Origin of the sequence: Wolbachia endosymbiont (group B) of Chorthippus parallelus, assembly GCF_947251815.1 — a bacterium.
In the GTDB taxonomy this organism is placed as follows: domain Bacteria; phylum Pseudomonadota; class Alphaproteobacteria; order Rickettsiales; family Anaplasmataceae; genus Wolbachia.
In genome coordinates this window covers 989761-1011551 of record NZ_OX366390.1, presented here as the reverse complement: position 1 = coordinate 1011551, position 21791 = coordinate 989761, and the positions used below count along the sequence as shown (strand labels likewise).

General features: G+C 32.9%; 16 protein-coding genes and 3 pseudogenes. 9 read left to right on the top strand and 10 right to left on the bottom strand.

The window, feature by feature from the left end; genetic code table 11:
- Nucleotides 1-22: 22 nt before the first annotated feature.
- Nucleotides 23-1214 (top strand): annotated as a pseudogene (locus tag OPS21_RS04605) (IS4 family transposase).
- A gap of 369 nt (nt 1215-1583) precedes the next feature.
- On the opposite strand, the gene OPS21_RS04600 reads toward OPS21_RS04605, so the two are convergent.
- Nucleotides 1584-3104, bottom strand: a complete 1521-nt coding sequence (locus OPS21_RS04600; protein WP_265027571.1) for a hypothetical protein — start codon at nt 3102-3104, stop codon at nt 1584-1586.
- A gap of 180 nt (nt 3105-3284) precedes the next feature.
- On the opposite strand from OPS21_RS04600, the gene OPS21_RS04595 reads away from it, so the two are divergent.
- The 6 genes from OPS21_RS04595 to OPS21_RS04570 all read left to right on the top strand — a co-directional run bounded on the left by OPS21_RS04595 (nt 3285) and on the right by OPS21_RS04570 (nt 8998).
- Complete coding sequence (locus OPS21_RS04595; protein WP_264337247.1) at nt 3285-4562, top strand: adenylosuccinate synthase; 1278 nt, start codon at nt 3285-3287, stop codon at nt 4560-4562.
- 158 nt (nt 4563-4720) lie between these two features.
- Nucleotides 4721-5695: a hypothetical protein gene (locus tag OPS21_RS04590; protein WP_264337246.1), complete on the top strand. Its 975-nt coding sequence runs from the start codon at nt 4721-4723 to the stop codon at nt 5693-5695.
- Nucleotides 5696-5907: 212 nt separating this feature from the next.
- The gene (locus tag OPS21_RS04585) at nt 5908-6852 is read left to right on the top strand and encodes an IS110 family RNA-guided transposase (RefSeq protein ID WP_264336326.1); all 945 of its coding nucleotides are present in this window, start codon (nt 5908-5910) and stop codon (nt 6850-6852) included.
- A gap of 368 nt (nt 6853-7220) precedes the next feature.
- Entirely contained in the window at nt 7221-8072 is an 852-nt protein-coding gene (locus OPS21_RS04580; RefSeq protein WP_264337245.1) for a hypothetical protein, read from the top strand.
- Between the two features lie 102 nt (nt 8073-8174).
- Entirely contained in the window at nt 8175-8411 is a 237-nt protein-coding gene (infA, locus tag OPS21_RS04575; RefSeq protein WP_007302820.1) for a translation initiation factor IF-1, read from the top strand.
- Complete coding sequence (locus OPS21_RS04570; protein ID WP_264337244.1) at nt 8408-8998, top strand: Maf family nucleotide pyrophosphatase; 591 nt, start codon at nt 8408-8410, stop codon at nt 8996-8998. The genes infA and OPS21_RS04570 overlap by 4 nt, the downstream gene beginning before the upstream one ends.
- Here OPS21_RS04570 and OPS21_RS04565 read toward each other — a convergent pair.
- The 5 genes from OPS21_RS04565 to OPS21_RS04545 all read right to left on the bottom strand — a co-directional run bounded on the left by OPS21_RS04565 (nt 8985) and on the right by OPS21_RS04545 (nt 15911).
- A complete protein-coding gene (locus OPS21_RS04565; protein ID WP_264337243.1) occupies nt 8985-11252 on the bottom strand; it encodes a hypothetical protein in 2268 nt (755 codons plus the stop codon). The genes OPS21_RS04570 and OPS21_RS04565 overlap by 14 nt on opposite strands.
- Before the next feature lie 394 nt (nt 11253-11646).
- Nucleotides 11647-12972 carry an alanine:cation symporter family protein gene (locus OPS21_RS04560; protein WP_264337242.1) on the bottom strand — a complete coding sequence of 442 codons (1326 nt, stop codon included), beginning with the start codon at nt 12970-12972 and terminating at the stop codon, nt 11647-11649.
- Between the two features lie 108 nt (nt 12973-13080).
- Nucleotides 13081-13584 (bottom strand): protein-disulfide reductase DsbD domain-containing protein, encoded by a 504-nt coding sequence (locus OPS21_RS04555; RefSeq protein ID WP_264337241.1) that lies wholly within the window; start codon nt 13582-13584, stop codon nt 13081-13083.
- Between the two features lie 287 nt (nt 13585-13871).
- Nucleotides 13872-15530, bottom strand: coding sequence for a chaperonin GroEL (gene groL / locus OPS21_RS04550; protein ID WP_264337240.1), 1659 nt, complete (start codon nt 15528-15530; stop codon nt 13872-13874).
- Nucleotides 15531-15620: 90 nt separating this feature from the next.
- Complete coding sequence (locus OPS21_RS04545; protein WP_007302813.1) at nt 15621-15911, bottom strand: co-chaperone GroES; 291 nt, start codon at nt 15909-15911, stop codon at nt 15621-15623.
- A 113-nt stretch (nt 15912-16024) separates the two neighbouring features.
- Between OPS21_RS04545 and ygfZ the strand changes: the two genes are divergently transcribed.
- Nucleotides 16025-16822, top strand: a complete 798-nt coding sequence (ygfZ, locus tag OPS21_RS04540) for a CAF17-like 4Fe-4S cluster assembly/insertion protein YgfZ (RefSeq protein WP_264337239.1) — start codon at nt 16025-16027, stop codon at nt 16820-16822.
- 888 nt (nt 16823-17710) lie between these two features.
- Here ygfZ and OPS21_RS04535 read toward each other — a convergent pair.
- Both OPS21_RS04535 and OPS21_RS04530 read right to left on the bottom strand, forming a co-directional pair.
- Nucleotides 17711-18592, bottom strand: a complete 882-nt coding sequence (locus tag OPS21_RS04535; RefSeq protein ID WP_264337238.1) for a hypothetical protein — start codon at nt 18590-18592, stop codon at nt 17711-17713.
- Between the two features lie 72 nt (nt 18593-18664).
- A complete protein-coding gene (locus OPS21_RS04530; protein WP_264337237.1) occupies nt 18665-18973 on the bottom strand; it encodes a hypothetical protein in 309 nt (102 codons plus the stop codon).
- A gap of 55 nt (nt 18974-19028) precedes the next feature.
- Between OPS21_RS04530 and OPS21_RS04525 the strand changes: the two are divergent.
- Nucleotides 19029-20128, top strand: a pseudogene (locus tag OPS21_RS04525) (IS3 family transposase).
- Between the two features lie 106 nt (nt 20129-20234).
- Here OPS21_RS04525 and OPS21_RS04520 read toward each other — a convergent pair.
- Together OPS21_RS04520 and OPS21_RS04515 are read right to left on the bottom strand one after the other, a co-directional pair.
- Entirely contained in the window at nt 20235-20501 is a 267-nt protein-coding gene (locus OPS21_RS04520; RefSeq protein ID WP_265027569.1) for a hypothetical protein, read from the bottom strand.
- A 178-nt stretch (nt 20502-20679) separates the two neighbouring features.
- Nucleotides 20680-21779: pseudogene (locus OPS21_RS04515) on the bottom strand (IS3 family transposase).
- Between the last annotated feature and the right edge of the window lie 12 nt (nt 21780-21791).

Here is a 21791-nt window from a genome sequence, read left to right as displayed (position 1 = left end):
TATTTTAGTGAGAGAACTAATGATGAATAAAATAACTTGCTTATCAAATTACCTCAACAAATTTTTCAATGAAATGGCAAATAATTGAAACAGAAAAGGAAGAGAAAATTGAGTAATTGATGATTCATAAAAGCTATAATTTTGGGTAATATAGGGGTTACAAACTGAATCATAGATACAATGTGCCAATTATTAAATGAAGAATCTGTGATAATAACGAAACAGGGTTTAGATTTCAGGTTTACTAAAGAAGCAGTAGAATTTATGAAAAGAATGTACAATGGCTTTATTTAAAATACCCTGCAAATTGATTGTAGAATCTTGCAGCAATTTAAAAGCATTGGATAGTAGCTTTGCCTAACAGCATGGAAAATCTATATAAAGGTTATGGACAAAGGTTATGAGAGTAACACTAAGTGTGGAATAAAGTTAAAATTAGTTTTTGATTACCTAAATCAGACATTGGATCAACTTAACATAACGGAGGGAGTAAGAAGGTTATAGGGAGAAGTTGCTAATATCTGACCTTGGTTCAAGTTCTTTTAAACAGATCAATGGAACGGGAGCTTATTTTATAAGTCGTTGATACCAATGTATATGCTATAGAAACAAATCAAAAAATGGAATTATTGGAATGTTTAGGAGACAAGCTATTTTTAGAAATGAAGGTGTTGTTGGGAAAAGAAGCAAAGATTAGAGTAAGAATGATATGTCATAAATTAACTGAAGAGCAGTCTCTAGCCAGAAGAAGAAAAGCTAATAAATTGGCAAAATCACATGATCTTCCAAAAGGAATCAGAAATTGTTGAACTGGTCAAAACTAATATTCCAGAGGATAAAATTAGTGCTGAGCAAGTATTACAGAGTAAGGTGGCAAATTGAGTTGTTTTTAAACTATACAAGAGCTACATAAGACTTAAAAGGGAAGCCACACAGAGTATTGTGTGAATTATATGCTAAATTATGTGCAATTCTCATATTTCATGAGTTGTACAAAATTAAAAAAGAATACAGAACTCAGTTTAACAAAGGCATTTATTGAGCTAAAAAGGCGGATTAGAGAGTTATTTTTAGCACTAAAGAATAGAGTTAATAGTTTGAAAATTTTTCTTAAAAAGATTACAATAACTTGGTCATGATTTTCATTAAAAGACAAGTACAGAAAAACTAGAGTATCTACTTTAACTTCCCTAAATTTGCTCGCAATCTCTTAACTTGATGCTTATGCTTTTTTGAATATTCCCCAAATTTGGGAATAACTTATATCAAATTCCTATTCTCTTTTTCAGTTTTTTAGTTTTTTTTTTCTTGCAAGCATAATAGTTTCGTATACATAATGAAAGCAAATGGTATTTTTAGCTTGATAACAGAGGAAAATAAAGAGGGCTTGGGTGTAACACTCAAATAATGATTTACCTTATGGATACCGCTAGAAAAGTTGACTAAGGTATACAATTCTCTCTGCGTCAAGTTACTCAAGATATCGAATCTACAAACGCTTTGGATTGAGTGTGTTTGATCAATTTGAGTGCTTTAAATGAAAGGCGAAAATTGAGCATACTACGCCTCTGTACACAGTATCTTTAATGCAAATGCCCATGTGATTCCATAGATAATCTCTGTTTTTTTATTTTATCTGTCCATTTATCATTCTCTATATCTTGTTTGTTGGTTGCTCTTTTTTCTTGCTCAACAATTGCCTTATCTATCTTCTGATGAATTGCATTAATTGCATTTTTTTCTTTGTATACTTCGCTTTTTCCTTCAACAATTAAATTGGTAAAAATATTTACAACAAACTGCACTTGATTATGATTAACCTGACCTTTTATCGAAGAAGGTAAAGATCCTAATACTTCTGATGATATTTTACCTTGAAAGGAAAGCCCTAAATTATCTGCTACTTCACTTATTAATAACTCCCTGTTTTCTTTATTATCTTCCAATTTGGCATAATCACTAAGTAGATCCATAACTGCAGATACTCTAACTTCAATAATACCATCAACATCTTCACCTCCTAGAGCAACTCCTGATTCCAATAACTTCTCTCTGAGGTTTTTGCTTAAAAGATTAATAAATTCTTCATTTGCATCTGATCCTATGGTTGATATCGTACCATCTAAATAGTTATTTACTTTGATTTGAGTACCTAAGTCATGCTCTATTTGTATTTTTGTCTCATATTTAAATCCTAGTTCTGCACAGAATTTCTGAAAATATTCTTTAATAATGTCAAACAAGCTCTTGCCATTATCTTTATAGTTTTTTAGCTCTTCAGGAATAGTAAGTAATAATTTACCATCTCCATATTTTACAAGGTCTTCACCATCTTGAGACTCAAGTGTAAATTCTAATGAGTTAGACAGATCACATATCTTATCACCATGCATAACTTGATTTTTAACAGAGAGTATTGGTAGCCTCATATCAGATCTAATTCTTACATTATTTTGGTTAGCACAATCAATATTTATTACTTTTTTAGGATTTTCTACTATGAACGACTGTCCAAGTGCAAGTTGGGTTTGTATAAATGGAGCAGCCTCATACCCTGCTTGATTACAATTGGTGATTAGCTCTTCTAAAATAGCATCACTTGGAACCCTTGCTCCAGCGTATCTAAACATTTCCTTAAAAATTTCCTTTGCTAATGCACGGTAATCTTTTTTGGAGAATAGATGATAAGAGCTTCTCCCTGCGTTATAAAATCTCTCAAATTCCTTTCTATATTCATCAATTTTTTTTTCATCAGCAACTGTAGGGCTATTACAATGATTTTCCCAAACTTCAGATAGTCTATCTTGATCAAGCTCCTTAAGTACTGGTTCCATAAAAGCTTTACCTTCTTCAGAGAGGTTATCAAAATTATCACGGTTAAAAATCTCATTTTTATAATCTTTAGCTCCTTCCTTAAATGCAATAATAAAATTTTTATCTATTTCTTTTTCATTAATAATAAAATTCATTCTTTGAAAATCTAAGAACATTGTTTCACCGGAATTCGCTAATTTATTATCTTGATCTGCTCTTAACTTACTAAAATTGAATTCTTTAGCTGTGGCCTTTAATCTAACTACCGGACTCTTCTTTGCCTCTTTCATAATTAACACCTTACTATAAATATGCTGTAAGTTGTAACATATAATGATGAATAATTTGATAATATATTAAGAAAATCGATAGTATATTTCTTTATTTTAGAGATATAGGAAAGGCGTAGATTTCTCTTTTCATTTGTAGCATGCTGCATTAATATTTACGTATTAATCTAGAAAATAGTGATGAATAATATTGTAATTGTTGGTCTGCAATGGGGTGACGAAGGCAAGGGTAAAATAGTAGATTATCTTTCTGAGAATGCAGATGTAGTTGTGAGATTTCAGGGAGGAAATAATGCAGGGCACACTATAGTAATAGATGATGAGGTTTATAAATTAAATTTACTGCCCTCTGCTGTTTTGAGAGCGGACAAAATATCTATTATAGGAAACGGTGTTGCTCTTGATTCACATGCTCTAGTCTCAGAAATAGAGTCATTGAAAGTTAAAGGAGTGGACGTAAACTATAACAACTTGATGGTATCCGAGAGCTGTCCATTAATACTTAGCGTACATAAGGACAAGGAAAAGCTATTTGAAGATTTAAACGGAAATCACAAAATTGGTACAACAAACAAAGGGATAGGGCCATGTTATGAAGATAAAGTTGGCAGGAGAGCTATACGCCTTTGTGACTTAGAAAACACAGATGAGCTCAATCAAAGAGTGGACGCTCTCCTGAGTTACCATAATGCTATCAGAAAAGGACTTAACTACCAGGTAGTTAAAAAAGAAGAAATATTAAAGGAAATTGAAGAGATTTCAGAAAAAATTCTTTTATATAAAAAACCTGTGTGGAAGATACTAAATGATTTTATGAAAGAAGGTAAGAAAATAATATTTGAAGGCGCTCAAGGCGCATTTTTAGATATCGACCACGGAACTTACCCTTTTGTTACTTCAAGTAATACCGTAGCATCGCAAGCGATAACAGGCTCAGGATTATCCTACAATGCTCACATTATTGGTGTAGCAAAAGCGTATACAACAAGAGTGGGTAATGGTCCATTTCCTACTGAACAAAATAACGAGATTGGAGACAGCTTATTTTCTATAGGTAAGGAACTTGGAACAGTAAGCAATAGAAGAAGGCGCTGCGGATGGTTTGACGCAGTTTTAGTGCGCCAGGCCGTACAACTCTCTGGAGTTTCAAGCATTGTATTAACCAAATTAGATATTCTTGATTCTTTTGATACTATTAAAATAGGCACTGGTTATAAGTGTGGCGAAAAAATGTATGATTATTTACCCGCATCACATTCAATACAAAAAGAATTAGAGCCAATATATGAAGAATTTCCTGGTTGGAAAGAGAAAACTCAAGGCAAAAGGTCAGTTAAGGAATTACCTGCAAATTTGATGAAATATGTGAGAAAAATAGAAGAATTAATAGGTGTACCAATTCATCTAATTTCAACTAGTCCCAATAGAGAGGATGTTATTAAGCTTAAAAATCTATGAAAACGTCTTGTTAACTTTTATCTAATAAAAAACGATACTTGTGTGACTTCAAGCAATCTATTATGCAAAGTAGCAGCGTAAACGTACAGTGAGCAGTGTGATTTTTCTTAAATACATGTTGATTGTTATAATATAAACATAGTTAAAGGAGGCGTATTATGATTGCAGGTTTGACTAAGGGAGACAAAGCAGTAAAAGCGGAAAAAACAAGTGATCAGCTGAGAGAATTGTCAGTTGCAGAATATGTAGTTAAGTCAATACATGACTTGCAAAAATTGCATAATAGATTATGTTCATCACAGGGCAACAATTGTGTTAATGATAGAGAGAAGTTTGTCCAAGATAGTGATGGGCTTGGTATATTTCAATTTCTCAAAAGCTATATTAATGATGCAGAAAAAAATGAGCCTTCCATTAAGAACCTTACTATAATGAAATTTCTTCGCTCAATTATAGAAGATAGGGAACTGTATAAAAAGTTATGCAGTTTCGATGATTTTCTCGATTGTGAGTTAGAAAATTTGAGAGATAAGATAAGCTTATTAGCGCTTTTGAGAGAAAAGATGGACTTTACTGATATACAAAAAGCTTATGGTAATTGGCGTTTTAGTAATCTAATAGGTGATAATGATTTTAAGCGAATGTATGTGGATGAAGCAGTAAAAGAAAGAGAAAAGCCTGTTAATGAGGACTTTGAGAAAAATATAGGTAAATACATAGAGTTAGTAAAGGAAGGAAAAGAAGTTGCAAGTAGGTATTTTGGAAAATGGAAAGAGGACTTTCAAGTTTACTGTGAAGAAATTGACAATAATAATAAAGTTTTGAATATTAACCTTACTCATTACGACAATAGTGAGCCAACAAAGATTAGTGACGTTTTACAGCAAGAGAAAGATATTAAAGAACTGAATATCTATTGCAATAAAAAACATGAAATACACGCTCATAAAAAAGATAAGAAAAGATATTATGAATTTAAAGAAGGTGCATATTATGAAATGACAAGCACTTGGGCTGCAAAAGATGGATCCGAAATGTGTACCATGATTATGAATGTGAGTAGCGATGGCATAACTGAAATACTAAAATTCAATGGTGAAGATTTTGTGCTATCAGAGGAAATTGTAAGTTAAAAATATGATATAAAGGAGATAAGAGGGAAGATAACCCTACTCACTATAGGAATAGAGTTATCACGGGCGTGTGCGACCGACCAACTGTTGGTATTATAACCGTTCGGATCAAGGTACACTAGCCCATCTCTCGATACGTTTGAATAGTTGCATGGGACATATGTATGCACCCGTTTACAATCTTAAATTAATTAAAACTAATCGAGGTTATTATGATTACATCTTATCAAAATTTTATTGGCATTGATATCGGAAAATTTAAAAATGTTGTTGCAGTTCACAAACAGAAGAACGCTGTCGAATTCGACAATGATACTGCTGGCTGGCAACAATTGTTTCAAGATTTTTCAAATATCTTACCTAATTCTTTAGTAACTCTGGAAAACACTGGAAAATATGAGCTTGGCTTAGCACATTTTCTTGTTGATAAAGATATTGCTGTACATCGAGCTAATACTCGCAAAGTAAAAAGCTTTGTTCTATCTCATGGAACTTTAGCAAAGTCTGATCAATCAGATGCAAGAGCCCTTGCTCAGTATGGGTTTGAACGCTATAGTACTCTATCTCTATTTGCACCTATGTCAAAAGAACAAACAACCTTAGTTGCACTTTGTCAACGTCGTGATGACATTACAAAAATGAGAGCTCAAGAGAAATCTAGGCTTGCAGCACCTGAAAACGACCATATAAAAGAAAGCTGTCAGAAAACTATTGAATTCTTTAATAGCCAGATAGATGAGCTCAACAATACCATACAAAAAATTATTGATGAGAATCCAGAGTTACAAAAGCGCCAAAAAATCCTTAAAACAGTTCCAGGAATAGGTGCAAAATTATCTCAAGATTTTCTGTGTCTAATGCCAGAACTTGGTTATGTAAGTAGGGGAGAAATTGCAAGTCTTGCTGGAGTTGCACCTCATCCGAAAGAAAGTGGTAAAACTATTGGTTATCGCAGAATAAGTGGTGGCAGAAGCAACGTTCGTGAAAAGCTTTTTACAGCTGCGATGTCTGCTTCAAGGTCTAAGTCTGCGCTTGGTGCCTTCTATTCAAGGCTTGTTGGTAAAGGTAAAAAGAAGATGGTGGCTATGACAGCTCTAATGCGTAAAATCATAGTAATTGCCAATGCGAGGCTTAAAGAAGCAGTCAATGTGAATTAAAAAAATCTGCATAGAAAATAGGTTAACGAATATGTGGATAAATACGTCTACACACATTTAAAGTATTTATACACATATTCGTTAACCATAAGATCTAAGCAGTAACTGTTGTTTGATACAAAATTTTTCTATGATTAAGTTAGGGTTTTTATTGTCAAAAATGCACTTTTTACTCGAATAAAAAACAAAATTACAAACAAAAGTTGTAATGAAACTAAATTCAAAAAATTTTAAAAAACATAGTTGATCTAGAATTAATAAAGCAAAATGATGAATTATATATTCAAGATCTCTCCTTATACGATGCTGTAATACAATCACTAGAAAAGGATAAGGCTGCTCCTATTAATTTTCATAGCGAATCTATAGTGGCCTATCAAGATAAGGAACTAGAGGAGAAATTAGATCATAAAGTTGATGCTGGTAATAGCCTTCCTTCTTCTCCTTCTATTAATAGTAATGCATTGGAAGTCAATTTACAGCACACTAAAACTCAGCCAGAAGTTGTTTCACAACAAATCCGAACTCAAGAGGAAACTAACTCACAACGAATGGATGAATTGATTCCAGATAATCAAATATCGTCTAAAGAAAATGTCGAATTAAAGCAAGAAATGTCAAGCTTGAAAAAAGGAGCTACTGAATTGAAGCAAGAAATAGAAGCAGAAACAATTGTAAAGTTAGAGAGGCATGATAGCGATTTAAAAGATGAACTTGAAGAAGAAGTAAAGTTCGACATCGAAGATCCAGAAATCGAGTACGAGGAATTTCCAGAAGATATACTTGAACTTATTGAAGACGAAGATAGTATTGATGAATTGCAAGAGAACTACAGCGACATCATTGCAGATCAAATTCAGACAATTGAAGAAATGAAAGAAGAAATAGAAAACTTAAATAATCAAGTTAAATACTTAGAGGATCAACAAGATCAAGTTACTGATAAACAAAAAATTAGCAAGACCATAAGTGGTTATGCAAAACAATATTATAGTCTAATGGGAGAAGTTTTTAGTGAACCTGATAATGAGTCTGATGTTCCACTGAAAGAAAAGACAACATTGCACAAATCTCCAAGCCTTGATAGTGGACTTGATAGCGATGAGGAAAATTGTGATAATGATTTATCTTCTAACATAAGTTCTATAAGTTCTGTTGAGAAGGTGGCAGAGAGTAGAAACGTAGGTAACTTGCTTTCCTCTTGTATTATATGGAGATAAGTTGCAAGAGGAATACTCACGTAGAGTATAAAAATCTCCTGTATTGATAATAATTTAAAATCTATAGTAGACTGAAAAAGATTATTAAATTATAATACGACAATGATAAAAGAAGACAAATCAAAAACAATTTTTGAAGTGGAAGGGGCAGTAACTGCTTTACTACCTGCAGCAGAATTTAGAGTGAAGCTGGACAATGAACATGAGATTATCTGTCATGTATCAGGAAGAGTGAGAAGAAGTAAAATACGTATTATTATAGGCGATAGAGTGTTAGTTGAGATGAGTATTTATGATAGGAATGCAAGAAAGGGTAGGATAATAAAAAGGCTCAAGTGATAGAACAATCTCTAGATAATCTTATTCTTGCTTCATCATCAGAAAGGCGAGTAGCCTTACTAAAACAAATAAATATTAAGCCAGGTTTGGTTTTGCCAGCAGATACAGATGAATCGCCTTTGAAGAAAGAGCTGCCAAAAGATTACTCAATCCGTATGGCAAAAAGTAAAGCCAAGAAAATACAAAGTGCAAATCCAAATTACTTTGTGCTTGGTGTTGATACAGTTGTTGCTTGTGGTAGAAGGATACTGCTCAAAGCTGAAAACGTTGAGCAAGCAGAAAAATGCGTTCGCTTGTTATCAGGAAGAAGGCATAGAGTATACACCAGTGTGTGTTTATTAACTCCTGATCAATCTAAACAGCATATTAGGACTGTAGTTACAATAGTGAAATTTAAGCGTCTCAGCGAACAAGAAATTAAATATTATTTAGCATCAGAAGAGTGGAAAAACAGGGCAGGGGGGTGCAACATACAAGGTCTTGCAGGAATGTTTGTATTATTTTTACGTGGCTCATACTCTTCTGTAATAGGGTTACCATTACATGAAACCCATTGCTTGCTAAGTAATTACTTTAACCTATACTAATACCATTGTCCTTTTTTTGTTTTTCTTCAGCAATAAGTTTAGCCCAGATTCTATTTCTATTTGCTAATGCAATTCTATTGCGATCAGGACTATCATTGCGTTCTGTTAAAGTATCTTTTCTTTCCTCTTCTACTATTCCAGCTTTCAGTTGTGCTGCATCTTTTTCTAGCAATTTATATAGTTCGCTATTTTTGTCTATAGTCAGATTAGTATTATCATTTTCTTGTTCTGCTTCTTGTTCTGCCACTTTTCTTTCTAATAACTTACGTACAGGGTCATATTTTTTACCTTCTTTTATTTCTTTCAACATACTTTCTGAGAATAAATCTTTAGTAGCCTGGTGTGAAGGTTCTCTCAATCCTTTATTCAATTTTTCCAATGTATCTTTTGGTTCAATGGTTTCTAATCTCTTCTCTAATTGCTCAGAATTGACCTGAAAATTATAGTGGCTAGTGTAAGTTGGAGATGAGTAACCTGAGTCGTTTATTTCTTTCTCCGCTGCATTGTCTTTTAGCAATCCAGCTGCTAATAAATGTTCTTTTGTTTGCCCACTCATTTTCTTTTGATTTACTGGTTTTAGCAGGAATTTCTGAGTTTCTTTATCCAACTTACTGGTAAATTCCGTAAGTAGGGTATCATCTCTTTGTTCAACATTCATTAGGCTCGCTTTTAACTGTCCAGAATTTACTCGAGATTTTTCATGATTAGAGTGAGTTGGAGATGAATAGCCCGAATCGTTTGTTTTTATGTCTGTTGAGCTGTATTCTAGAGATTCATTTTCTTGTAATTTATCTTCGGTTTCTTTTTGTTTATTGTTTCCTCTTTCTTCGTTTTCCTTAGTGCTAAGATAATCTTTTTCTTGTTTATAATCTGATTGAGGATTTGAAAGCGTTATATACTCATCTTCGTTATCGCTCCAACCATCTTCGAAGTCAGAAAATTCTTCATCATACTCACTTTCACTACGTAATAACTCATTTTTTGCTTTCCATGCAAGAATCGAAGCTACATCATTTAGTGGTTGCTTATTTCCAGTATTGCGTGATTCTTTAGCGTTTTCATACTTAAATGCATCTTTAACTTTTTTGAATGCAACGTCTTGTACTGGTGCAGCGCTTTCAGTAGTTGTAGGATCAAAAATTGCACCTTTTTGCCGATTATTAGATATTTGCTCACTTTCATCTGATTTTCGGCTTCCAGGTACAGCATGTCCAAATGTAGCAAATGTAGGATTGTCATACCGTTCATCCTCTTGTGTATTATCTTGATTGTAGATTACAGACTTGGTGAAAATAGTACTGCTTGAAGAAGCATCAGAATATGGAGAATTGTAGTTATTTCTACTATTAATCCGTATTGGCTGATACTCATCTTTTTTCTGATTATTAGGTAATGAACTAGCTCTAGGTGGAAGTGACGGTGGAATCTTTTTAGCAGATGCGTTATTAGAATTTGTAGTGCTAGTCGTTACATGCTTAAACTCAACTTCTTGATCTTGAGTAGCTTGAACGCCAATACCTTTACTAATATCACTTTCTATGAAAGTTTCAGATGATTGTTGTTTCTCTTGTTCTTGTCCTTTCTCCTTGAATTGTATTTGATATAGGAATAAGCCACCTATTTTTACATCTGTGTTTGCTTTTAATTGTTCCTCAGTAACACCATTACGTTCAGTTAGATCTACACCATCTTTATCAATCTTGATTTTGATAGTACATTTTTTTCCATTTTTGTCATGCCAATTCAAAGTCATTTCATATGAACCATCGGTTACAACATAATGCCTTATTCTTTTCTCTCCTTCTTCGGCAACAAAACCGTGCATTCCGCTCTTTCCATCACTATGCAGCGTTGAAAATCCCGAAATTCCTTTCTTCTGACAAAAGTCACTATTTAAAAACTCGCTGATTTTAAACTCTTTTTTGTCATCTCCCAGTGTAATACTTGCGTGATCGCCATATATTGAAACTCCTGCGATATCATCAACATACTCTTTTAACCTTGCTTTAACTTCACTTTCAAGCTTTTGTTCGGCTTTCTTTATCTTGTTCTGCTCTGGAAGAATAACTTCATAAGCTTTATTTTTGTCTTCATCTATCTCCAAATTCCAGATGGGGTGCTTTATTAGAAACTTTACTGCATTAAAACCAACTCTGGAATTATAAATTGGGTCGTCTTCCTTTTTTATTTCATCGAATAAAGTAAAAAATCCTCGAATGAATTCATGATATTGTTGTGTGCTTTGAGTATTCATATTTTCCCTCACTAATAACCCTCTGCCTTTTAGCCTTAGCTAGTACAATTATTACGGGAATTGATTTAGTTTTTATTAAAGAAGTTGTATTGCTAACGTGATGACATGAGCTATTTTATGTTCACATCAAGCAATTTAAGTTGTCATTCCAGTCTGGAATCTAGATTTTTCTAGACTTGATCCTATATAGTCAAATTCATAACTACAAACGTTATAATATAAGAGTAATTTTCACCAAAAAGTATGTCATTCTAGTAGCTGACACTGGGATCCATTCGCACTCAGTTAGTGAGCATAAAATTATTATGTTAAAACATAACATTTTTGATGAAGTTCATGAAAGGCTGGATTCCAGACTGGGATGATAACTTAAAATATTGCTTTAGCTCTGTTTTTACAACTTCAAGTATTTGCTACTCATAGTAAATACTTCTGGATCTTGAGAAGTGAGCTTGAGTATAGCAAGTATGTTTATGAGCAGCAAAGCAGCAATTGAAATATCAGCGATATCCCAGAGTAACTTAACTCCACCGATTGCACCAAATGGAATGATTAAGGTAAAAACTACAGTCCAGATTTTGGTGTATTTATTATCCATAGATACATAGCGTATTGTTTGTTTTGAACAAAAAAACCAAGTAAAAATAGTAGTAAATGCAAAGCAAAACATTATGGTCATAATAAAATAGTCAATATAGGGCCAATTCATAGCTTTTCTAAAAGCAAATATGCACATGTTAGTGCTCTCTAAATCAGTAATCCAAGAATCTGTGACAAGCAGTACCATTGTTGTAATGAATACTATGAGTGCAACTATAAAAGGAGATATTATTGTGATTAGACTCTGTTCAATGATAAATTTATTGTTATTTTTTTTAGGAGTAATCGAGGAGTGTACAATTCCTTCGAGGCCAAGTCCTATATCTGTTGCAAAAATACCTCGCAAAGTTCCAACTTGAATAATAGTCAACATTTCTAAAATTAAACCTAAAGATAAACCAGAGTTAAAGCTACTAGTTGTAAAAAAACTGCTTGTTATTAATTTTAGAGAAGGAAGAATATTTTCACTAAACTTAAATAATATGATACCGCAAAGTGTGAGGTAACTTACCGTCATTATCGGTATCATAGCCGATATAAAAATTTTAATTTTTTTTAAGCTGAGAGCTGCAACAACAAAAAATATTATGGCCATTACAATGCCGCCAATGACTACAGGTATATCTACCATGCTGAGTGGTATTGATAGAGAATTTACCTGAACAAGGTTACCAACTGTTATTGAAACCATCATCATAATAACTAGAAACACAACTGTAGCTTTTCTAGAATTAAATGCATCAGTCATGTAGGCTACAGGTCCACCTATAAACCGTCCATTTTTTTCTTTTCTGGTTTTTATACTTAGGTAACAAGTAACATATTTTATCACAGAAGTAACAACAATAATGATTGCCATCCATAAAATGGATCCCGGTCCTCCGGTTTTTAGAGCAACAGCAGTTCCTGAAATATTTCCTACTCCTAAATTTCCCCCTAAGATTGTAAACAGAGCAGCTATAGAAGAAAATTTATTTTCTCCTCTTTTAGCTCCAATAAGTGAAACGGCATACGGTAGTCTAAACACCTGTAACCATTTTAGTTTAACCGATAGGTAAACACCAGCAACTAGTATGAGTAGTATTGTTGGCAGTAATAAAACAAACTTTACTGTATCCATCTGTAAAAGAGAGATTTTTACTCGAGTATATAGCAAAAATTGAAAAATACCTAACTTATTGTTTATGAGAAGTAACACTATAAAAGCTATAGTAAGCCTGCTAAAATCCTATTTTTCATACCACTCATTTATGAGTTTATTGATATCAGAATCTATAAAATCCTTTAGTGGTTGACTGGTTTTTATCTCGGCATTTTTAGGGATACACCTATCTTTACATATTGCGTACTTTATATGAAAGTTAATATCAACGTATTCCTGATTTGGAATGATATTAGTTTTAAAGGGAAATAACACCATATCTTCATATATGTTACTAACAAATGTAACTTCCCCAACTTTATCTTCATGTTCCTTGGGAGTAGGCCAATGAATATCTATATTTGATATGTTACCCTGACAGTCAAAGGAAGTAGGAAGGCCGAAATCTCCAGGGTCTTTGTAATATATATGCCAACCTGGTTTTATTGTAACCTTTATTGCGCCTTCAATGGTGAGGTTTGCTTTATTTACCTTACCAATGAGCAGATCAAATTTTGCAACTTCTTCTTCAGCGCACAATTGAGTGCAAGAAAAAAGTAAAAGTAGGATTGAGTATATACGTATTTTCATAAATACTCTATTTATGAAGAAAATAATTTAAGTTCTATCTATTATAATAAAAATATTATATAAATCATTTGTTAATATAATATTATGCTAATACAAATATAGTAGCAATTATAACTTTCATATATTATTTTTTTATTTTTAAGCAGTTATAATATTAAAGAGACGTAACAAATATAAATAGTAGTGGCTTTGCATAGAAAACCACAAATTTATTTCCTTTATAAATGTAAGACTTTTTAGAACTAGAAAGATACCTTGGAGCAACTTGCTCCAAGGCTCTTGTTTACTTAGAATCCACCCATTCCGCCCATTGCTCCTGCACCCATAGGTGATGAAGCATTTTCTTCTTTGTTTGGTAGATCAACTATCATAGATTCAGTAGTAATAAGTGCGCTTGCTACAGACACTGCTGTTTCAAAAGCAATACGAACTACTTTTGCCGGATCAATTACACCAGCTGTTGATGCATTAGCGTAGTTCATAGCCTCAACGTTGTATATAAGCTCTTTATCATTCTGCTTAATCAAATAGTCAATTATAACAGCAGATTCAAGACCAGCATTTTTAACCAATCTTTTGATTGGAGCACTGAGAACTTTTTTGACAATGTTGATACCTATTTGCTCTTCATCGCTTGAAGCTTTTAGCTTATCAAGAGCAGCTGCAGCGTAAAGAAGTGCAACTCCACCACCGGGAACTATCCCTTCTTCAATTGCAGCTCTTGTTGCATGAAGTGCATCTTCAACTCTATCTCTGCGTTCTTTTACTTCTACTTCGGTTGCTCCACCAACTTTGAGCACAGCAACGCCGCCTGATAATTTCGCTAAACGTTCTCTTAGCTTTTCTTTATCATAATCAGAGGTTGAAGTTTCAATTTGAGATTTAATCTGGTTAATTCTAGCATTTACTCTGTTTTGTTTGTCACAGTCGCTGTCTTCACTAACAATTGTAGTATTGTCTTTAGTGATTTTAACATTTTTGGCAGTACCAAGATCTTCAAGAGTTAAATCTTCCATCTTGATTCCAAGCTCATCTTTTATGACATACTTAGCACCTGTTAAAGCTGCTATATCTTCGAGCATCTCCTTTCTCCTATCACCAAAACCTGGAGCTTTTACTGCAGCAACTTTTAGACCACGTAATTTGTTGATCACTAAAGTGCTTAATGCTTCACCTTCAACATCTTCTGCAATGATAAACAAAGGTTTACCAGACTTAAAAATAGCCTCAAGAATAGGAAGTAAAGGTTGAATAATATTAAGTTTTTTTTCTGTAATCAGCAAATATGGATCATCAAGCTCCACACTCATCTTTTCATTATTTGTAACAAAGTATGGAGAGAGATAACCACGGTCAAACTGCATACCAGTTGTAAGTTCAACTTCTAATTCTTTTGAACCCTTACTCTCTTCAACAGTGATGACGCCTTCTTTTCCAACTTTTTTAACAGCATCAGCAATGCTATTACCAATATCTTTATCACCATTTGCAGAAATTATTGCAACTTGTGCAACTTCATCCATTTTCTCTAAAGAAATTGTGCGAGACATTGATGTAATTTCCTTTAATATCACATCTTTTGCCTTCTGTATTCCATTTTTGATACAAATACGATCATTTCCAGCTGCAATTGACTTTGAAGCTTCCATTATCATATTGCTAGTCAGTATTGAGCATGTTGTGGTGCCATCACCAACTTTGTCATTACACTGAGAAGCACTTTGAGCAATGGTGCTTACTATTGCAGAGTGTAATGGTTTTTCAGGCTTTATAGCTTTCATTACCTTATAGCCATCCTTTGTGACCTCTGGTCCACCATATGGCTTGCTAATTCCTATTGTATTTCCCCTAGGCCCTGCAGTTGCTCCCACCGTTGAGTCAACCATTGCTGCAACTTCACGAAAGGCTTCTTGCAACTGTTCGCCTGATACTACTATGTTAGCCATTTTTATCACTCCTTAAATTAATAAAAAATTTAGAATATTAAAATACATAATGCACTATATAGCGCATTAGTTTAGTAAAATAGGAATTACCTACTTGATAACAGCAAGTAGGTCTGACTCCTTCATCACGACATACTTTTCATTATCATGTTCTACTTCTGTTCCAGCCCACTGCCTGTAGAAAACCTTATCACCAGTTTTTACAGTTAAAGCTATGCGCTCTCCGCTTGAGTTGCGTGAACCACTACCAATTGCTATAACTTCACCTTTAGTAGGCTTCTTTTCAGCACTTGATGGTAGTACAATTCCACCTTGTTTTTCTTCAGTAATAGGCTTTATTAGCACATTATCATCTAATACATTCAAATTTACACTTGACATTTATGTTTCCTCATTAATAGATTAACCTACAATTCTATGTAGTCATCTAAAGGTTACATTTCAAGGGCTGGAGTTAGTAAAAGTGTATAATTTAAGGTTTGAACAGAAGTTTTATGGGTTACATACCGCTAGCAAACCGTAGTGTAATATCTTTATACGGACCAGATACGAGAGATTTTCTTCAGGGTATTATAACAAATGACATTAATAAACTAAGTAGCCAGCAGGCAATTTACTCTTTATTACTCAACCCTCAGGGAAAATATCTGTACGATTTTTTTCTCATTGAATATGGTGGATATATTTTCTTAGAGTGCGAAAATGTGCACTTACAGCAAATTATCGAGAAACTAGATTTACTTAAAACTTATTTGAGAGTGAAAATTAAAGACATTAGTGCACTATATAAGGTTGGAGTTTTGTTTGATGCTAAGTTGGCGGAGTGTAGTAGTAAGTCACAAGTTATTTTTCAAGATCCAAGGCACAAGCTGCTAGGAATGAGGATCATACATAAAGATGAAATAAAAGAACCGGTTGGAGATTTTATTCAGTATGAAAAAGTTAGAATTACAAACCTTGTCCCAGATGGAGCAAAAGATATGGTGCAAAATTCATCATTTCCGCTGCAATATTTAATCGATAAGATAAATGGTATAAGTTTTAATAAAGGGTGCTATATAGGTCAGGAAGTTGTAAATCGAATGAGCAGACAAGAAAAATTCAGAAGGAAACTTTACCTTGTTGAGGGAAAAAATGCACTTCCAAATATTGGCACTAAAGTAATCAATGAACATAATGAAGAAGTAGGAGAACTACGCTCTAGTGTTGACAATATTGGACTTGTATTGCTTAATACTGGAAAAAGCCACGCAAATTTATATGTCGGTGGAGTTAGCATTAAGACGTTATAAAATATCTATTCGAGTTTGAAAGAAAAGAAACAAACAATGAAGCAACCAAGCTGATATAGTTATGCAAAAACTAATATAATTAATTGCTATTTTAACACTTTTTTGATAATAGACAATAAGAAGGTAAGGAATGGTATTTAAATTAAAATTTTAAACATTCTTAAAGTAATGCTTTAGATACTTCAAGGTAAAACTTTTAAAGTAATACTTGAGTATTTTTAGATATTAATCTGGAGGTTCAACAGGCACTTTTTTATGCTGTTTAAGAAGAGCAAAAATTGCATTTTCTCTTGCTGAAAGCTTGTGTTTCTTATATTTTCCATAATATACATTATGTAATTTTCGATGCTAATAAAAATATCTGCCAATCTTTTAAACAACAACCTATCGAACCTCCGGATTAGTACTTAAAAGGAACTATTAAAGTACCTCTTTAAGTATTAAGAAGCACTTAAAATTTCAACCTTTAGCTCCAATACGACCCTCTATTTGTCTTTTCTTAAAAAGCGTTAAGATATTTATCAATTGAGTAAGTTTTTCTGTAAATATTTCAATCTAATCATACTCTTTTTGATGTCTTTTTTGATCTTTTTCAGAGTTATCCACAGTTTTTTTATTCTCAATTATATATATATTAGTATTTGGAGATCATATTTATTATAGATCTCCAAAGTACTCAGAAATGTAAAATTATATACTCTACTAGGTTATCAACTTAGTTATTAACAATTCGGTGAATAACTAAAACAAGAGAAAGGTGCCTTTGCGCGAATGTTATGTATATCGTAAGACAAGGTATCTAAATACCCTTAACAGGATTTTAGATACCTCAAAAAATTTGGAAAAAAAGAGGAAGAAGTCTTTTCTTCCTTTTACTTAATTAGAATGTTACACGCCTAGACTTAGATAAATTTGTTCTGATAATAAATCAACATTATTTAAATTCTCACTAGGCTTTGACATTTCATACGTAATACCACCAGCAATAAGTCCAGTGAGTACAGCAGCAGCTACAGCTATGCCAATTAAAGCCAATATTGGTAATGAAGCACCAGCAGCAAAAAGTCCACCACCGACTGCTAATCCAGTCATAACACCACAAATAGCACCAGCGACAATTGCTTTATCTACTTCAGACTGATCATTTTTACTTGACTTACTTTCATTTCCTATATCTTGGCTACTACTTGTTCCAAGTGGATTGCCAGATTGTTTCGTTCTATCTTCAATTGCCTCAATTTTTTTTAGAAAACCTTCATATTTACTTTTATCTTGACCATCTTCCAGCATCTCTCTTTGTAAAGTATCTTTAATCATATTACGATCCACTTCGGATAAAGCTTTCCAAAAATTTTCGAATCCAAAAATTCTTGTGATCTCATCAAAAGCTAGAGCAACACCATCGTTACATTTCACAATAATATCAGCCACTCTATACTCTTCGTCAACAAAATCATTCACGTGTTTAACACCAAAATCGATATTTAAAAATCTTTCTAATAAATCTTTCTTTTGAACCATATCGAAAATGACTAATCGGCAGTGTTCATGACTTATAAGATTTCGTAAAAAGCTAACTGATATCCAATGAGAATCTTCGTCTCTTTCTTCATCTCGATGTAATTGAAAAACAGCAAAAATATCTTCTGTTTTAGCCACTTCAAATATTTGACTTATATCCTCCTCTCTTACTGATTTATCTTTTAATGCTTTCTCTAGATCACGAAACAATTTTTGTTGTTCTGGACTTAAATCTTCATACTTTAGCATATCAAACTCTCCTACAAAAATAATAATATACTTTAATTATGATATATTTAAACAATAAAGTCAATAATTTAACTAAGTATCACAAACACTCAAACAAGAAAAAGGAGCTTTTGCTCGAATAGAAACGCTATTATTCTTTAAAACTGCAGAATTATACATATCGTCAGGACAAGGTATTCCGAGGCGATTCCTTTCAGGAAACCACATGATGAACTCACTGAGGACATCAGCTATATCATCAGTAAACTCAGTTTCAGTATGAATCTTTTCAAACTCATCAAATATCAAATAATGAAAATCTCTTTCCGCTTTCTCAAGAAAGATGTGACCTTGCTCAACAAACTGACTACAAGACTGAAACACTTCTATAATGCACCCCATAAACTAGACCAAAAAAAAATGGTTGATCCGAGTAGGAAGGTAAAGGGGTAAAAGTATGGCAACAAAAAAATATGAACCAGAGTTAAAAGCAAAGATAGCTTTGGAAGCAATAAAAAATCAAAAAAGCACATCTGAGATATGTAGTGAATATAAAATACCATCAACAAATCTATATGATTGGCGTGATAGAGTATTGGCAAGGTTAAAAGACCTATTTGTTGAAGAAAGTGAAAGTGCGAGAAAACAAAGAATCTTAGCGCAAGAAATAGAAAGTTTACATAAAGTAATAGGAGAATTGACAGTGGAAAATAGTTATTTGAAAAAAAAATTACTGAAATAAGCAAAAAAGATAGAGTAAGGTTTATAGAAAAAGATTCTGATCTATCAATTAGGAAACAGGCTGATTTACTGGGGATTTGCAGATCTAGCCTATATTATAGGCATATAATTAATAACGAAAGTGAAATTTGATTCAAGAAGTATATTTGGCTTCTGATTGCCGTTATGGATATCGTAAAATTACTGCTGAAATCATAGCGAGTGGAGTAGTAGTCAATCACAAAAAAATCTTAAGAATTATGAAAAAAATGAAGATTAGTGGGCTGTATTGTAGAAAAAGATGTAATACAAGTATTAAAGAAAAAAAGCATAAAATATATCCTTATTTACTCAAAGATTTGATTATTTGTAGAGTTAATCAGGTATGGGCTACTATATATTATGGTAGAAGGTAAGTTTGTCTATTTTGTGGCAATAATGGACTTGTATAGTCGCTATATTATTGCTCATTCATTATCACCATATCTCGATGCTGGATTTTGCCTTTATACTCTCAAAGAAGCTCTAAAACAAGGTAAACCTGAGATTTTTAATAGTGATCAAGGAGTGCAGTTTACTAGCTACAACTTTATTATGGAATTAGAGCGTGCTAATATTAAAATTAGTATGGATCATAAAGGACGTTGCTTCGACAATATATTTGTTGAGCGTTTATGGAGAACTTTAAAGCAAGAAGCTATATATTATTATAGACCAAATAGTATCAGAGATTTGAATCTTATAATAAACGATTTTGTTGGTTGGTATAACTATAAAAGGCGACATCAGACTCTACATTATAAAGTTCCTGCTGATCTTTATTATCATAAACAGTAAATGAATATATTGATAAATACTTTAAATGTGTGTCGACGTATTTATCAACATATTCATTTTAAAAATCGGATCACTTTGAAAAAAATGGTCTAGACAAATGGGTGCATTATACTTCCATCTTTGACCTCGTTCTTCTTGAGCCTAAAATGAGTGTGTTTGGCAGTAACGTCCTAAGATCTGCGATCACTTTAAAGCCAATTCCATGTTCTTCCACGACTACTGCGTGCAGCCTATTCTCATATTTACTGAGAAACTCATGAATATCGTGCTCAACTGCACTCGGGTCAAGCTTTCTTGCCAGTAAATCCACCCATACTCCACATCTTTTTGGCTGATGCGCAAACTCACTCTTCGTAAAGAACGGCTGAAACACTCCTACCGCTGTTCTATCAAGTGTTTTCAGCGAACCACTGTTGAGATCGATGAACGCTACTAGAATCTATAATGCACCCATTTGTCTAGACCATTTTTTTCAAAGTGATCCGATTTTTAAAATGAATATGTTGATAAATACGTCGACACACATTTAAAGTATTTATCAATATATTCATTTACTGTTTATGATAATAAAGATCAGCAGGAACTTTATAATGTAGAGTCTGATGTCGCCTTTTATAGTTATACCAACCAACAAAATCGTTTATTATAAGATTCAAATCTCTGATACTATTTGGTCTATAATAATATATAGCTTCTTGCTTTAAAGTTCTCCATAAACGCTCAACAAATATATTGTCGAAGCAACGTCCTTTATGATCCATACTAATTTTAATATTAGCACGCTCTAATTCCATAATAAAGTTGTAGCTAGTAAACTGCACTCCTTGATCACTATTAAAAATCTCAGGTTTACCTTGTTTTAGAGCTTCTTTGAGAGTATAAAGGCAAAATCCAGCATCGAGATATGGTGATAATGAATGAGCAATAATATAGCGACTATACAAGTCCATTATTGCCACAAAATAGACAAACTTACCTTCTACCATAATATATAGTAGCCCATACCTGATTAACTCTACAAATAATCAAATCTTTGAGTAAATAAGGATATATTTTATGCTTTTTTTCTTTAATACTTGTATTACATCTTTTTCTACAATACAGCCCACTAATCTTCATTTTTTTCATAATTCTTAAGATTTTTTTGTGATTGACTACTACTCCACTCGCTATGATTTCAGCAGTAATTTTACGATATCCATAACGGCAATCAGAAGCCAAATATACTTCTTGAATCAAATTTCACTTTCGTTATTAATTATATGCCTATAATATAGGCTAGATCTGCAAATCCCCAGTAAATCAGCCTGTTTCCTAATTGATAGATCAGAATCTTTTTCTATAAACCTTACTCTATCTTTTTTGCTTATTTCAGTAATTTTTTTTTCAAATAACTATTTTCCACTGTCAATTCTCCTATTACTTTATGTAAACTTTCTATTTCTTGCGCTAAGATTCTTTGTTTTCTCGCACTTTCACTTTCTTCAACAAATAGGTCTTTTAACCTTGCCAATACTCTATCACGCCAATCATATAGATTTGTTGATGGTATTTTATATTCACTACATATCTCAGATGTGCTTTTTTGATTTTTTATTGCTTCCAAAGCTATCTTTGCTTTTAACTCTGGTTCATATTTTTTTGTTGCCATACTTTTACCCCT

Coding starts and splice junctions, on each gene's coding strand:
- OPS21_RS04600 (WP_265027571.1), bottom strand. CDS start 3,104: ATGAAAGAGGCAAAGAAGAGTCCGGTAGTTAGATTAAAGGCCACAGCT.
- OPS21_RS04595 (WP_264337247.1), top strand. CDS start 3,285: ATGAATAATATTGTAATTGTTGGTCTGCAATGGGGTGACGAAGGCAAG.
- OPS21_RS04590 (WP_264337246.1), top strand. CDS start 4,721: ATGATTGCAGGTTTGACTAAGGGAGACAAAGCAGTAAAAGCGGAAAAA.
- OPS21_RS04585 (WP_264336326.1), top strand. CDS start 5,908: ATGATTACATCTTATCAAAATTTTATTGGCATTGATATCGGAAAATTT.
- infA (WP_007302820.1), top strand. CDS start 8,175: ATGATAAAAGAAGACAAATCAAAAACAATTTTTGAAGTGGAAGGGGCA.
- OPS21_RS04565 (WP_264337243.1), bottom strand. CDS start 11,252: ATGAATACTCAAAGCACACAACAATATCATGAATTCATTCGAGGATTT.
- OPS21_RS04560 (WP_264337242.1), bottom strand. CDS start 12,972: ATGGATACAGTAAAGTTTGTTTTATTACTGCCAACAATACTACTCATA.
- OPS21_RS04555 (WP_264337241.1), bottom strand. CDS start 13,584: ATGAAAATACGTATATACTCAATCCTACTTTTACTTTTTTCTTGCACT.
- groL (WP_264337240.1), bottom strand. CDS start 15,530: ATGGCTAACATAGTAGTATCAGGCGAACAGTTGCAAGAAGCCTTTCGT.
- OPS21_RS04545 (WP_007302813.1), bottom strand. CDS start 15,911: ATGTCAAGTGTAAATTTGAATGTATTAGATGATAATGTGCTAATAAAG.
- ygfZ (WP_264337239.1), top strand. CDS start 16,025: ATGGGTTACATACCGCTAGCAAACCGTAGTGTAATATCTTTATACGGA.
- OPS21_RS04535 (WP_264337238.1), bottom strand. CDS start 18,592: ATGCTAAAGTATGAAGATTTAAGTCCAGAACAACAAAAATTGTTTCGT.
- OPS21_RS04530 (WP_264337237.1), bottom strand. CDS start 18,973: ATGGGGTGCATTATAGAAGTGTTTCAGTCTTGTAGTCAGTTTGTTGAG.